The organism is Verruconatronum alginivorum (assembly GCF_056590205.1).
This window is the reverse complement of the sequence record NZ_JBWPVQ010000001.1, coordinates 4,011,193-4,026,488: the sequence shown is the minus strand read 5'-3', so window position 1 is coordinate 4,026,488 and position 15,296 is coordinate 4,011,193. Positions and strand designations below refer to the sequence as shown.

9 protein-coding genes are annotated in these 15,296 nt (G+C 59.7%); 4 read left to right on the top strand and 5 right to left on the bottom strand.

The window, feature by feature from the left end; all coding sequences use genetic code 11:
• Positions 1–209: 209 nt before the first annotated feature.
• From ACWUI2_RS14515 to ACWUI2_RS14500, 4 genes are all read right to left on the bottom strand, one after another.
• Positions 210–1,811 (bottom strand): peptide chain release factor 3, encoded by a 1,602-nt coding sequence (locus ACWUI2_RS14515; RefSeq protein ID WP_486983570.1) that lies wholly within the window; start codon positions 1,809–1,811, stop codon positions 210–212.
• Positions 1,812–1,994: 183 nt separating this feature from the next.
• Complete coding sequence (gene ltrA / locus ACWUI2_RS14510) at positions 1,995–3,320, bottom strand: group II intron reverse transcriptase/maturase (protein ID WP_486981817.1); 1,326 nt, start codon at positions 3,318–3,320, stop codon at positions 1,995–1,997.
• A 591-nt stretch (positions 3,321–3,911) separates the two neighbouring features.
• A complete protein-coding gene (locus ACWUI2_RS14505; protein ID WP_486983569.1) occupies positions 3,912–7,025 on the bottom strand; it encodes a glycoside hydrolase family 2 TIM barrel-domain containing protein in 3,114 nt (1,037 codons plus the stop codon).
• A gap of 702 nt (positions 7,026–7,727) precedes the next feature.
• Positions 7,728–8,837, bottom strand: coding sequence for an acyl-CoA desaturase (locus ACWUI2_RS14500; protein ID WP_486983568.1), 1,110 nt, complete (start codon positions 8,835–8,837; stop codon positions 7,728–7,730).
• 240 nt (positions 8,838–9,077) lie between these two features.
• Here ACWUI2_RS14500 and ACWUI2_RS14495 point away from each other — a divergent pair, with 240 nt between their 5' ends.
• On the top strand, positions 9,078–9,842 hold the full coding sequence (locus tag ACWUI2_RS14495) for a class I SAM-dependent methyltransferase (RefSeq protein WP_486983567.1): 765 nt from the start codon (positions 9,078–9,080) through the stop codon (positions 9,840–9,842).
• Positions 9,843–10,192: 350 nt separating this feature from the next.
• Here ACWUI2_RS14495 and uvrA read toward each other — a convergent pair whose 3' ends face one another.
• Positions 10,193–13,042: an excinuclease ABC subunit UvrA gene (uvrA, locus tag ACWUI2_RS14490; protein WP_486983566.1), complete on the bottom strand. Its 2,850-nt coding sequence runs from the start codon at positions 13,040–13,042 to the stop codon at positions 10,193–10,195.
• 83 nt (positions 13,043–13,125) lie between these two features.
• Between uvrA and ACWUI2_RS14485 the strand changes: the two genes are divergently transcribed.
• From ACWUI2_RS14485 to ACWUI2_RS14475, 3 genes are all read left to right on the top strand, one after another.
• Complete coding sequence (locus ACWUI2_RS14485; RefSeq protein ID WP_486983565.1) at positions 13,126–13,398, top strand: glutaredoxin family protein; 273 nt, start codon at positions 13,126–13,128, stop codon at positions 13,396–13,398.
• A gap of 495 nt (positions 13,399–13,893) precedes the next feature.
• Positions 13,894–14,406, top strand: a complete 513-nt coding sequence (locus tag ACWUI2_RS14480) for a transposase (protein ID WP_486983564.1) — start codon at positions 13,894–13,896, stop codon at positions 14,404–14,406.
• Positions 14,407–14,829: 423 nt separating this feature from the next.
• Positions 14,830–15,012 carry a hypothetical protein gene (locus ACWUI2_RS14475; RefSeq protein ID WP_486983563.1) on the top strand — a complete coding sequence of 61 codons (183 nt, stop codon included), beginning with the start codon at positions 14,830–14,832 and terminating at the stop codon, positions 15,010–15,012.
• Positions 15,013–15,296: the final 284 nt, after the last annotated feature.

Here is a 15,296-nt window from a genome sequence, read left to right as displayed (position 1 = left end):
TTCCACCAAAGGAGCACGGACATTGCTACGCCATCTCCGCTTCGCTCCGTCCTGTCCGTGAAAAACAAAGGAGCACGGACATTCCTGTCCGTGACCAACAGGCAGGAATGCCTGTTCCACCAAAGCCAAAGGAGCACGGACATTCCTGTCCGTGATCAACACGCAGCAATGCCTGTTCCACGAACCTACACCCGCCAAACCGCGACTCCTCAATGCTCCGCCAATTCCCGCTCCGGCGGCAGATCCGACAGCTCGATCCCTTCGTTCTTTTCCTTGAAGAAGGTCAAAAGCCAATCGCTCGGGAAAAGGACCGCCGGTTGCCGGTCGGCGTCGAGGGCGACTCGGACTCCGTTGGGAACGATGAGCCGCGACAAATCGACTTCCGGGGTCGCGATCCAGCGGCAAATGGTCCATGGCGCGGCTTCGAGACGGGTTTCGCAATTGTATTCCGCCTCGAGTCGCGCTTGGACCACCTCAAACTGCAGGGGACCGACCGCCCCGAGGAGCGGGATGTTTTGCACCGCCCCGGGAAGTTCGAACGATTGCACCACCCCTTCCTGCATCAACTGATCGAGGCCCGTCCGGAAGCGCTTGAAATTGGACGAAACCGGGTTGTGCAAATACGCGAAACATTCCGGCGCGAACCGGGGAATCTCCCGGTAAACGATCCCCGGTTGATCTGCCAAGGTGTCGCCGATGGCGAATTCCGAGTGACCGACCAAACCGACGATGTCGCCGGCATACGCCTCGTCGACCGTTTCGCGGTCCTGGCCCATCAGCTTGTGGGAACTGGACAGGCGCAGGCGCTTGCCGGTGCGAACATGGACCACGTTCATGTCCCGGGTGAATTTCCCCGAACAAACCCGGACGAAGGCGATCCGGTCTCGGTGCTTCGGGTCCATGTTGGCTTGGATTTTGAATACGAAACCGGAAAACGTCTCATGGTCGGTCGGCACCGGTCCCGAGATAGCCTCGCGGGGAGCCGGAGGCGCCGACATCTTCAAGAAGGTGTCGAGCATCAACTGCACGCCGAAATTGTTGACCGCGCTCCCGAAAAAGACCGGGGTAATCTTTCCGGCCAACACAGCCGAGAGATCGAAATCCTCGCCCGCCATTTCCAGCATCTCCACTTCCTCGGCGACTTTTTCGAAAGTCGTTTCGTCGGTAACCGAGCGAACGAACGGGTCGTCGAGTCCCCGGATCGAAACCGCCGCCCGGTATTTTCCTCCCGGGGTCCGCTCGAACAAATGGACCTTCTTTTCCTGCCGGTCGTAAACGCCCTTGAAGAAACTCCCGTTTCCGATCGGCCAATTCATCGGATAGGCCCCGATCCCGAGGACGCGCTCCAACTCGTCCAAGAGCGCCAACGGCTCGAGGGTCGGACGGTCGCATTTGTTCATGAAGGTAAAAATCGGAATCCCCCGGCGTCGGCAGACTTCGAACAATTTCAAAGTCTGCGACTCGATCCCCTTACCGGCGTCGATCACCATGATCACCGCGTCGACGGCGGTCAGGACCCGATAAGTGTCTTCGGAAAAGTCCTGGTGACCAGGGGTGTCGAGCAAGTTGACCGCGAAGCCGCCGTATTCGAATTGGAGGACGGTCGAACTGACCGAGATGCCCCGCTTGCGTTCGAGTTCCATCCAATCGGAAGTGGTCGACCGCTGGTTTTTGCGCGCCGTCACCGAACCGGCCAAGTGGACCGCCCCCCCGTAAAGGAGGAATTTTTCGGTCAACGTGGTTTTACCCGCGTCCGGGTGGGAAATGATGGCGAACGTCCGCCGCCTGGAAATCTCATCGCGCAAAGACATAAAGCGGCAAACGGTAACCCAAAACCGCCCGAAAACAAGCGCGAATCCACCGCCGCCCGCGTGACACAGACCAAGGCGAGCCGTTTTGTTGATAGGGGTAGGAACGGGGCCGAGGCCCCGCCCCTCCCTCCGAACCGGACGTGCAGATCTCCCGCATCCGGCTCTCCGGTTGATGATTGCTCTTTATCGAGACTGGCACGCTTCCCGATGGGCCCGTTCAAGGCTGAACAATCCCATCTCGGCGAAGTACTTGTTCGGATAGCGCTGGTGGTCGAGTCCGCGGCCGCGGCCTTTGCGCCCGGCACGCTTGCGCAGGATGCTGCGCAAACGCATCCGCACCCAACCGTCCATCCAGACGAAGGTGTTCTTGTGGGCGTCTTTGAAGTACCCGAACCACCCGACCAGCACCGGATTTATCTCCTTGATGATCGCCTTCAGCGAAACGCCATTGGTTCGTTTGGTTTTCGGTCGCAGGGTTGCGCGCAACTTCGTCAGGCTTTTCTGCCGGACATAGCGGTTTCCGTTTTCAAAACGGTAACCGAGGAACTCAAAGCCTTCCCGATGGGTCACCAACCGCGTCTTTTCGGGATGCAACGTAAGCTTGCGCCCGCGAGTCCATTCCGAGGTCGCGGCGAGGGCCATTTCGGCTTCCTCCCTGCTTCGCGCGAGAACCACGAAGTCGTCCGCGTAGCGGATCATCTTGTGGCCCCGGGCAGCGAGCAGGTGGTCGAGTCCGTTCAGATACAGGTTCGCCAGCAGCGGTGAGATCACCGCTCCCTGGGGCGTGCCTTTCTCCGTCGGTTCCCAGTCCTTGAGTTCGTTGACCACTCCTTGTTTCAGGTAGGATTCCAGCAAGTCGAGCACCATCCCGTCGGCCACCTTTTCGCGCACGAGCGCCATGAGCATGTCATGGTCGATCGTGTCGAAGTAGCTTTTGAGGTCGGCGTCGACTATCCATTCGTATCCTTCCTTGAGCAGACCGTCCACTTCCCGAAGCGCGTCTTTGCAGCCGCGTCCGGGACGGAAACCGTAACTGTGGGTCGAGAACCCGATCTCGAAGATCGGTCCGATCACCAGCAGCATCGCCGTTTGGACGATGCGGTCTTCCACGGTCGGGATGCCCAAGGGGCGTTTCTCTTTGCTTCCCGGTTTCGAGATATACACTCGTTTCACCGGGTTCGGTTCATATCGCCCGCTTCTGAGTTTGGCTTCCAGCTTGCCCAACCGAAGGTCGAGTTGCTCGCCATACTGATGCAGGCTGATCTTGTCGACTCCTCCACCGCCCTTGCGGCTTGCCACAATATGCCAGGCATGTTGCAGCGTGCGACGGCTGTAGAGTTTGTCTTTGAGGCTGAACCACTTGCCTCCCTTCACCCCCGATTTGAGGGCTGCCAGCATGGGATCGGTCCAGACCAAAGGGTCGGCTCCGAGTCGTTTGCGCAACTCGCGGGCCTGTCCGTCCTGGATAGCCGTTTCCGGCACTTGCGACGGGGTTGGTCCTTCGGTCATGAGCGACTTCCTTTCATCTTCCTGCCCTCCTTTGCTCCTCCGGAGTTACCCGGATTCATCGCTCCTACGAGGACTCTGACTTCTGATGGGCGACGGGACGTCCGATTTGGCTGAGCGTTGGTAACCCGGTCGCGCTCGTTCCGGGACGGTGTCGGACACAGGTCGGCCTTTCCCATCAGATCTCTCATCTTCATCGCAGACGTCCTTGAATGCATACTATCCCCAACCACCTCCATGCAGCCATGGCAGGGCTTTGCCGTGGGATCCGCCCTCCATGAGTCGCGACTCATTCGTCGCGCGTGCCTTCGCTCAACAACCCGCAGGCTCGGCCCGCATGACGGCCGTATCAGGTTCACTTTCGTTATGGTCTGCATTCTCTCTTTCCGTTGCTCTCCACCCCGCCTCGCGGCGACGCAGTTTCGGTTCGATTCGCGGGCAGCGCACGGTTTGCCCGGAACAGGTCTCGCACCTGTCAGACGTTTGCGACTTGATGACGCACGAGTTCCGCCTTCAGGCGGTCCCCACCTCGACTCAAAGACCGTCTGAAGCCGGAACTTGCTCCCACTGGCAGACGCCCCACCCTTCAATAGCTCACATCGGCTCCAACACCAAGCTCCAGCGATATCGCTTCTCCAGCAACCGATACCGCTCCAGCGTGTCGGGACCGCAACTGCCGGTGCCGACGCCGCGATGGGCGATGTCGATGTTGAGAAAAACCTCTTTCCGCTCCGGCAGTTCGTGGAGATGCACCGCCTTCGTCAAATCCGTCGTGCTGTGGTGCGAGGCGCCGAATCCGAACGGCCGGTCCCCGGTGATCCGGATTCCACGCCCCTTGCTCGCGGTCAATACCAATTCCTCCACCTCCCCGCGCCGTCCGTTTTCCTGCGGCATAATATAGGGAACGAACAAATTCTTCACAGCCGACTGATAACGTCCGTGCAACGCCGAGGATTGGCGATCCGGATAATTCTCCCACGGACCGAGACCGGCCCATTCGACGTTGGCCAACGCCGGCGCCAGGATGAACGCCCACCCGACCCGGGGAACGTCGGTGATTCCGTCGCCGAACCGAACGTCGGTCGCCAGCGAGAGCGTGCCGTCCGCAGCAAGCCGCCACTCCGCGTCCCAAACGATATCGCTCCAATCCTCCCGACCGCTCCCTTCATGACGGGTGACCACGCCGACGGAACCATCCTTAAGTCGCTTCAGGGAGAGATCGACCAAACGGAAGGCGACTCGGTCGAGACCCATTTTCTTCCACCGCCCGAGCGGCTTGTGATGCTGACCGGTCCAGAGTTTGATGCCGTCGTTGTCGAGCGGAGCCCGCCACACTTGCGGGACAGGAGCCCCGGCGAAGCTCTCCCGGTTTTTCCGCCGCAACGACAGCGGAAAACCAGTCGCCGGATCAAATTCGAGGCGCACCTCCCCGGCGGTCAAACGGATCGCCCCGGCGGTTTCTTCCACGTTGACTTCGCCGCCAGCCGAGCCCGCCGACTTCAGCGAGCCCGCTTTGCGACGCGTCCCCCGGCGAATGGACAACTGATCCCACGCGACTTCCTCCCCGCGCTTCAAGCCGGGACTTTCCCGAGCGACCGTGAAACGGATATTCAAAAAGACAGGGATGCCTTCAAGCATCTTCCCCGGCGACCAATCGACCGCCACCCACTCGGACGTCCGGGGAGCGATTTTCAACCGCGGCAAGCGTCCCCGCTGGACCGTCTCGCCTCCGCATTGGAGCTCCCATCCGCCGCGGAGGTGGGTCAGATCGAGAAAGTCATGCCGGTTTTCCACCCGGATCCGTCGGTTCTTGACATCGATGCGAGTCACCGCCACCGGACGATGAAGGAAAGCCAGCTCGCGCATCGCCGGATGAGGAGTGCGGTCGGGGGAAACCAAACCATCGCAAACGAAATTGGCGTCGTTTGGTTGATCGCCGAAATCACCGCCATACGCCCAAAACTCCCGGCCGTCGGGAAGTTTTTTCACCAACCCATGATCGACCCATTCCCAGATGAACCCGCCTTGCAATCCTTTCTCGCGGTATTTCTCGAAGGCCGCCCAATAGTCGGCCAAACTGCCGTTGCTGTTTCCCATCGCGTGGGAATATTCGCAGAGAATCAATGGACGTTCGCCGGCGCGCCGCTCGATCCAATCAACAATATCCGCGATCGGCGGATACATCGGACAGATTAAATCACTGGACGGCTTTCCGCGATCCCAGTCAAGCCGCCCGGCGTTCCGGTTGATCGCCCCTTCGTAGTGAAGCGGACGGCTCGGATCGTAACTCCGCACCCACCCGGCGGCGGCGTCATGGTTCGGCCCGTATCCGCTTTCATTGCCCAGCGACCAGAGGATGATCGAAGGGTGGTTCTTATCCCGAATCACCATCCGCTGCACCCGTTCCAGGAACGCGGCGGTGTAACGTCGATCCCGGCAGATCTCATTGTAAAAGGCGTGCGACTCGATGTTCGCTTCGTCGACCACGTAAAGCCCGTATTCGTCGCAGAGCTCGTACCAACGCGGATCGTTCGGATAATGGGAAGTGCGGACCGCGTTGATGTTATGACGTTTCATCAAAAGAATGTCGCGCAACATCCCTTCTTCGGAAATCGCCTTGCCGGTCCGGTCGTCGTGTTCGTGACGGTTGACCCCTTTGATCATCACTTTCCGGCCATTGACCAACAGGCAACCTTCCCGGACTTCCACCCGCCGAAATCCGGTCCGGACGGCGGCATGCTCTTCCCCGTGGGGAGTCTTCAGCATCAGCTCGACCGTATAAAGGTTCGGCGTCTCCGCGCTCCAAGGATTAACCCGGGCGAACCTTTTGTTCAACCGGGCAACGCCGCCGCGATCCGTTTCCGCGGTCAACGGCTTCTTGAGAACCGCTTTGCCATTCGGGCCGGTGACCCGCACCTCCACCGCGCAACCGGCGGTCGACTCAGCATCGGATCCCGCGTGAACGTCGATCTGAAGATCTCCTTCTCCGGTCGCCGGATCGAAATCGGCGCGAACCGAAAAGTCATCGATCCAAATCCTAGGGGTGCTTCGCAAAAAAACGTCACGGAAAAGCCCCCCCATCCACCATTGGTCCTGATCCTCGATGAAAGTGGCGTCCGACCATTTCACCACGGCCAAAACCAGCTGGTTCTCGCCGCGGGCTTCGACGAACCCGGTCAGGTCGAATTCAGCCGGCAATCGCGAATCCTTGCTCATCCCAACCGGCCGTCCGTTCACGTAGACATAAACCACCGACTCCGCGCCACCGACGTGAAGAACGATCCGTTGTCCCTCCCACTCCTTCGGCAACCGAAAATTCCGCCGGTAAACACCGGTCGGATTTTCCGTCGGCACGTTCGGCGGCAGATCGGGAAACGGCATTTGAACGTTGGTATATTGCGGGTGTCCGTAACCGCACATCGTCCAGCTGAACGGCACTGCAATCTTCTCCCAAACGACGTCTCCCCCGTTCCGGCTCAGGACCGCGGTCGAGACCGCCTCCGGCCGCGGAGCGTAATGGAAATCCCATTCGCCGTTGAGATCGACCTTCCATGGCGACCCGGCAGCGTGCCCCGCCCGAACCGAACGCTTATCCGGAAATCCGGTGAACGTGGCCCGCATCGGCAGCCGGTTCAAGTTGGTCAAGGCGGGCGAAACCCAGGAGCGGCCGCCCCCGGCGGCAAACATCGGCAAGAGATTTTCGGTCATCGGAAACGGATGTATTGAAATCGGTTAAACGTTCGACCCCACCATCATCCGACCAGCCGGTCCGAATCAAGCCTATCCTCCGTGATAACCCGGAGCCGGATGCTACCCGTTTCATCGAGTTTTCACTCGATGAAACCGTCGGCCCCAAGAAACGTCCGAAACCCTTTCCGTCCAACGACGGCGGCTAAAGCGCGCCGCTCCCCTCATCCGGCGAAAGCCGGATGCTACCCGTAGCGTCGAGTTTTCACTCGATGAAACCATCGGCAACGGGAAACGTCCGAACCCCTTTCCGTCCAACGACGGCGGCTGAAGCGCGCCGTTCCCCTCATCCGGCGAAAGCCGGATGCTACCCGTAGCGTCGAGTTTTCACTCGATGAAACCGTCGGCCACAGAAAAGCTCCCCTCATCCGGCGAAAGCCGGATGCTACCCGTAGCGTCGAGTTTTCACTCGATGAAACCGTCGGCCCCAGAAACCGTCCGAAACCCTTTCCGTCCAATGACGGCGGCTGAAGCGCGCCGCTCCCCTCATCCGGCGAAAGCCGGATGCTACCCGTAGCGTCGAGTTTTCACTCGATGAAACCGTCGGCAACGGGAAACGTCCGAAACCCTTTCCGTCCAACGACGGCGGCTGAAGCGCGCCGCTCCCTTCATCCGGCGAAAGCCGGATGCTCGGAGCTTTAAACAGCTCCGGGCGAATCCCAATCAATGGGCCAATTGATACCGCTCGGCGGCCATTTGGGTCAACTCGACCCATTCCTTCCACATCTGACGCAACTCACGGTCCATGTGACGGATTTCCCGCTTCAACTGGCGACGCTTGTCGGATGACGTCTTCTTGAATTCGGTGACCTTGCGGGTCAACACCGCCGCCCGCGCCTCGAAGGCCGTCGCGAGTTGCTCAAGACGAGCCCGCGTCTCGGCCGCCAATTCGTCGACTTCGTGACCGAGTTCAGACAGGTGCTCCATCAACAGCTTCTTATCCTTTTGGACCAGGGTCTTCTGTAAACGGATTTTGTCGACCGTCACCAAATTGGTGGCGATACCGAACTTCGACGCCGTCCAAACCAGCCACTTGGTCGGATCAAAATGATACCAGCGAATGCCGTTCCGATAATCTCCTTCAAAGGCGTGATGGTAGTTGTGATACCCTTCACCGAAGGTCAAGAACGCCAAGACCGCGTTGTCGACCGCGCTCAACTCCTTGGCATAGGTCCTGGAACCGATGGTGTGGGCGAGGGAATTGATGAACCAGGTGCAATGATGCAGGGCGAAGATCCGGAGCACCACCCCGGCGAACAACGCCGCCAACGGATGCATGAACAGGCAGGCGATCCCGAAGACCGCGACGTTCACCACGATCGCCACCGGCAGGTAATAATTGTGCTGGAACATCACCCGCGGATTTTTCATCAAATCCGCCACCCGGCGCTCTTCGAACTCGCGCTTGTAATCAAGCATCCACAGGAGATGGGCATACCAGAACCCTTTCTTGATCGAATATGGGTCCTTGTCGGTGTCGACGTATTTGTGGTGCAACCGGTGGTCGTGCGCCCAACTGAGCGCCGTCCACTGGAAAGCCAGCATCGAGCCCAGAAGGACCGACCATTCGTAGACCGGATGCGCCCGGTAGGACCGATGGGCGAACAACCGGTGATACCCGGCGGTGATCGACAATCCACCAATGATGAACGTCACCAGGAAGACCGCGAGGGCAGCCCAATTCAGATGCCCGACCACGAAGGGAATCATCGCCACCAATAAAACATGGTAGCCCAGGATAAACAGAAAAAAGTCCCAGTTACGAATGCGCATACGAAAAACAAGAATACTCAGAATGGATTGCCCTTCAAGAAGACACACTCTCGCGGAAAGGCAAACAGGTTTTTCCTCAATGGAAAATCAAGCCAACCCTGGGGGCGTCCCCGGAACCTCCCCCCCGGCCCCGCCCCATGTTCGAGCAAGCCTCCCCAACGATTCCTCCCCGAATGGAACCGAAATTTGATTTTACTTGTCGCATGCCGCCTTTTTTTCCCTTAAGGTAGTCTCTTTCAAATGATGGATCTTATCAGCGTTCGAAAGGCCTACCGGTTTTACGCGCCCGTTTACGACTACGTGTTCGGGCGAATCGTCAACGAAGGGCGGCGACTCGCGGTGTCGCGGTTCAACCAAAATCCAGGCGACAAAATTCTTGAAACCGGAGTGGGCACCGGCCTATCCCTTCCGTTTTACAAGCCCCACGTCGAGGTCACCGGAGTCGACGTCAGCCCGGAAATGCTCGAGAAAGCGCGGCGCCGTTTCCAGACACCCAAGCACCCTCACGTCAAAGAACTGCTGGAGATGGACGCCCAGGCCCTGGAGTTCCCCGACAACCATTTCGACGGAGCCGTCGCGATGTATGTCGCCTCGGTCGTCCCGGACCCCCGGGAGATGATGCTCGAAATGTTCCGCGTCACCAAACCAGGAACGCCCGTCCTCGTGGTGAACCATTTCGCCTCCAGCAAACCGTTCCTCAAATCGATGGAAAGCCGGTTGGCCCCGTTCTCCCGCAAACTCGGATTCCAACCCGATTTCTCCCTCGACCATTTCGTCGGCCTCCTCGGGTTCGGACCGGAGAAAGTGACCACCGTCAACGTCGGAGGCTATTGGAAGCTTCTCGAATTCAAATCCCCCATCTCCCACAACGGCCATGTCCACGGCCACAACGGAAAAAACGGAAAGAACGGCCAAAACAGTGTCCGTTCAGTGGCCGACTTGAACGGCAACGGAACCGGCGAACACAAATTGGCCGCGAAGGACGCAAAATCCGCCAAGGACTAGCAACCCACCCCACCGCTCTCAAAAGGGGCACTTTTTCACGCAGATCCCCTCTTGAGAGGGGGGGACCATGCGCGAGCATGGTGGGGTGTGTCGTCCTCACCGCTGTTTCAGCCAACCGAACGCCCGAAACCCCATTCCGGATGGACAAGTGAAATCGGAGGGTTGGCTTCCAGCCGACCTTCTCTTCCAGCCGACCCTCCCTTCCAGCCGACCTGCTTCTGACGCCGACGGCGGACGGCAGGATGCCACCCCTCCCAGCGGAGGCGGCCGTTGTTTCACAGACAAAAACGTCTGTCTATTTCTCTCACCAGTGACACAGACATTCCTGTCTGTCTTCTTCCCCTCTCCCGTCACTTCCCTTTCCTCGTCCGTTTCCACTTTTTCAACGCCCGACCGGTCTTCGACTCTTCCACCGACTCGATCTCATCCGGCGGTCCGGCGAAAATCAACTGACCGCCCCCGGTCCCTCCGTCCGGCCCGAGATCGATCAACCAATCGGCGACATGGATCACGTCGAGGTTGTGCTCGATGATCAAGATCGTGTTGCCCGCGTCCCGCAACCGGAAGAGGAGGTCCATCAACCGCTGGATGTCGATCCAATGCAACCCCGTCGTCGGCTCGTCCAGGATATACAGCGTCTCCCCGCTCTGCCGCTTGCTCAACTCCAACGACAACTTCAACCGCTGCGCCTCCCCGCCGGAAAGCGTCGTCGCCGCTTGCCCGAGTTGCAGGTAATCGAGCCCGACCGCGCTCAACGTCTCCAGCTTCTCCATCACCTTCGGGATGTTCCGGAACAACTCCATCGCCTCCCGCACCGACATCCCCAACACGTCGGCGATGCTGTATCCTTTGAACAACACCTCCAACGTCTCCCGGTTGTAACGCTTCCCCTGACAACTGGGGCATTCCGTGTAGACGTCGGCCAAAAACTGCATGTCGAGTTTGATCGCCCCGTCTCCCTGGCACCGCTCGCAACGCCCGCCCCGGACGTTGAAACTGAACCGGGCCGGCCGGTATCCACGCACCCGGGCCAACGGCGTCTGCGAAAAGACGTCGCGCAACAAATCGAACAACTTCACGAAGGTCGCCGGATTCGACCGCGGACTCCGGCCGATCGGCGACTGGTCGACTTCCACCACCCGGCCGTAATGCTCCCAGCCGGTGATCTTTTGGTGACGCCCGGGAATCGCCTTGGCCCGGTTCAACCGGAAGGCCGCCGCCCGCGCCAGGATGTCGTTGACCAGACTGCTCTTCCCCGACCCCGACACCCCCGTGACACAAGTCATCAACCCGACCGGAAACGAGACGTCCACTTCGCGGAGGTTGTTCTCCGCCGCCCCATGCACCGTCAACCACCGTCCGTCGGGCCGCATCCGCGCCCCTTCCGCGCAGATCGACAGGTCGTGCGCCAGATACGGACCGGTCCGCGAGACCGGTTCCTTCTCGCATTCCTCCGGTGTTCCTTGAAAAAGGATCCTCCCTCCCTCCGGCCCGGCCCCCGGTCCGATTTCGATCAAATGATCCGCGATCCGCATCGTCTCCTCGTCGTGCTCCACCACCAACACCGTGTTCCCCCGCTCCTTCAGGGTCAGCAGGGTCTTCAACAACCGCTCGTTGTCGTGCGGATGCAGCCCGATACTCGGCTCGTCCAACACATAAATCACCCCGACCAACCCCATCCCCAGCTGCGTCGCCAACCGTACCCGCTGGGCCTCCCCGCCGCTCAACGTCCCATGCTCCCGCTGCAACGACAGGTAATCCAACCCGACTTCCCGCAAAAACCCGACCCGCTCCTGCAACCCCCGCAACACTTCCATCACCCCTTCCGGACGCCCTTCCCCGGAAGCGGCCAACCCGGCCAGGAAACCGCCCGCCGCGCCGATGTCGTCCGCGAAAAACTCCGGCAGACTCTTTCCTCCCACCAACACGTGCGAACTGACCGGATTCAATCGCCCCCCGTGGCAAACAGTGCAGAGCTGACTGGTCTGAAACGTGGTCAACCGCGCCCGGAACCCTTCGCTTTTCGATTCCGCCCGCGACTTCTCCAAGTCGGCGATCACCCCGGCAAACGGCTTTTCCTCGGGCGTTTTCTTCCCCCGGCCGACCTTCAGCACGAAGAGCCGCTCCCCTCCGCCATGGATCAAAATACGCCGCACCTCCGGGTCGAGATCCCGCCACGGAACAGTCGGATCGAACGGAATCTGCTCCGCCAACTGCTTCAAGATCGCGTTATGCCGGATAATCAGCGCCTTCCCGCCGATCCGCCACGGCTTGATCGCACCGTTCTTCACCGACTTCGACGGATCCGGCACGATCAGCGACTCCGAAAACCGCATTTCCTGACCAATCCCGCCGCAATTCGGACACGCCCCTTCGGAGTGATTGAACGAAAAATGCCGCGGCGTCAGCGGTTCATAGGTCTCTCCGCAACGAGTGCAGGCTAGATCCTGACTCAACGAGATCTCCCGCCACGGCGAGTCCTTGTCCTCCTGGACCAAGGCGATCGCCCGGTTTCCCCCTTCCCGGAACGCCAGTTCCAGCGAGTCGGCCACCCGGCTGATCTGATCCTCCGCCAGCACGATCCGGTCGATCACGATCTCCACCGACCGATCCCCTTTTCCGGTTTTCAACAACTCGTATTCGTCGAGCGACCGGATCTCCCCGTCGAGCCGGATCCGCTGGAACCCCCGCTGACGCAGCCTCGGCAACTCCTCCCGCAAAATCGATGCCTTGGCATGGAGAAACGGCGCCAGCAAAATCAACCGGCTCCCGAGCGGTTCCTCGAAGATCCGACGGACATTGTCATCGAGCGAACGCTTCTCGATCCGCCCCCCGTCCAACGGACAAAACCTCTCCCCTTCCACCGCCCACAACAACCGGGCGTAGTCCGAAATCTCGGTCACCGTCGCGATGGTGCTCCGCGGCGACCCTCCGCCGGTCCGCTGCTCGATCGCGACCACCGGCGACAACCCATGGATGAAATCGACGTCCGGCCGCCGCATCTGCTCCAAAATCTGCCGGGCCTTGGTCGACAAACTCTCGATGTATTTGCGATACCCCTCCGCGTAAATCGTGTCGAAAGCCAACGACGACTTCCCCGAGCCGCTCACCCCGGTGATCACCACCAGTTTCCCCCGCGGAATCCGCAATTCCAGATTCTGCAAATTGTGCTCCCGGGCTCCTTTGATATGAAGTTCCATAGTTCAATCGATCCAGTCCAAACCCGGTGCGGCGCAACCAACGGTGGCTTGCCTGAACTTGTTTAATGATCTATGGTTACGCCATGAAATCAAGGCCGATACTCTATATCAAACCCGGATGCCCCTGGTGCACCGACGCCCTCTCCTATTTCCAGCGCCAAGGCCTCGACCTCGACGTCAAAGACGTCATCCGCGACAACCAGGCCCGCCAGCGCATGCATGAAATCAGCGGCCAAACCCTGACCCCCACCTTCGAATACGGCGACTTCATCGTCGCCGACTTCGGAGTCGACGAATTCGTCACCGCCACCCGCAAACGCCCCGAAATCCGCCAGGAACTCAACCTAAAAGACTAACCCCCCTCCCCCGCAGCATCCCAACTCCCCGTAACATCCCGCCTTTCGCCGTAGCATCCCCGCTTTCCCCGTAGCATACCGGCTTTCGCCGGATGACCCCATCATCCCAAGCTCCCCGTAACATCCCGCCTTTCGCCGTAGCATCCCGGCTTTCGCCGGATGACCCAGCATCCCAAGCTCCCCGTAACATCCCAAGGCCCGTAGCATCCCGGCTTCCCCGTAGCATACCGGCTTTCGCCGGATGACCCTCGGTGCCCAAGCTCCCCGTAACATCCCAAGGCCCGTAGCATCCCGGCTTCCCCGTAGCATACCGGCTTTCGCCGGATGACCCTCGGTGCCCAAGCCTCCATCGAGTGAAAACTCGATGCTACTCTCCCCGTAGCATCCCGGCTTTCGCCGGATGACCCCGTGCCCAGGCTCCGTCGAGTGAAATCCCAACCTCCGCCCCAATCCATCCTTGCCGAGCAACTCTCTTCACCCCAGACTTTTATCCATATGCTATCCCGCTCCCAATTACCCCGCCTCGACTCGGAATGGTATCAAGGCAACGCCTACGTTTTCTCGACCTATACGATCGAGCACCGTCAAACCGGGTGGCTGAGCGCCGCTTTTCACGCGGCCTTCCGCGAAACACTGCTCCATACGCTGATCCGCTACCACTTGGCGGCTCCCGCCTACTGCCTGATGCCCGACCACATTCACTGGATCGGCGTCGGACTTCACCCAGACTCCGACCAAAGGATTGCGACGCGCTTTCATCGGAGATACCTGCGCCCGTTCCTCGGAACCGCCCGGTGGCAACGCCAACCCCATGACCACGTCCTCCGCGAAAAAGAACGCGAAAAAAACGCATTTTCCTCGACCTGCCATTACGTCCTTCAGAACCCGGTCAGGGCGACATTAGTGACTGAAGCCCAGAAATGGCCATCTCAGGAGCTTTGCTCCCGGGCTACCCGGATCTCTCCCCCTTCGCCGCCGACTATTGGCCAAGGTTTTGGCAAGCGGTAAGCTCCTTGCAAACGCAAACACCCCTCATCACGCGAAGACCCGGTGCCCAAGCCTTCATCGAGTGAAAACTCGATGCTACTCTCCCCGTAGCATCCCGGCTTTCGCCGGATGACCCGGTGCCCAAGCCTCCATCGAGTGAAAACTCGATGCTACTCTCCCCGTAGCATCCCGGCTTTCGCCGGATGACCCGGTGCCCAAGCCCTCATCGAGTGAAAACTCGATGCTACCTCCCGTAGCATCCCGGCTTTCGCCGGATGACCCAGTGCCCAAGCCTTCCATCGAGTGAAAACTCGATCCTACTCCCCATAGCATCCCCGGCTTTCGCCGGATGACCCCGTGCCCAGGCTCCGTCGAGTGAAATCCCAACCTCCGCCCCAATCCATCCTTGCCGAGCAACTCTCTTCACCCCAGACTTTTATCCATATGCTATCCCGCTCCCAATTACCCCGCCTCGACTCGGAATGGTATCAAGGCAACGCCTACGTTTTCTCGACCTATACGATCGAGCACCGTCAAACCGGGTGGCTGAGCGCCGCTTTTCACGCGGCCTTCCGCGAACCCTCGGTGCCCAAGCCTCCATCGAGTGAAAACTCGATGCTGCTATGAGGGTTTCGTGACAAGCGGAAAATGAAACCGTTGTTTGATTTATTTTTCTTAGGACATTCTTAAGATCTGCTTTCTTACCTTAGTTCCCCTAGCGGGGGTTTGGGGGCGGCAATGAGCCCCAATCTTTTGGCCTTTGGAGTTGCCCCCGGAAAGGAATGTCTCTCGTCCCCGGTCCCCTCGAACTGGCCGGGGGGACAAACTGCTATCCGCGCGTGCCTTAGAGGCAGCGCATTATAATTTATGCGACCCCCGGCGAGGCCGGAGGAAAAGAGGGACGGAGCAAG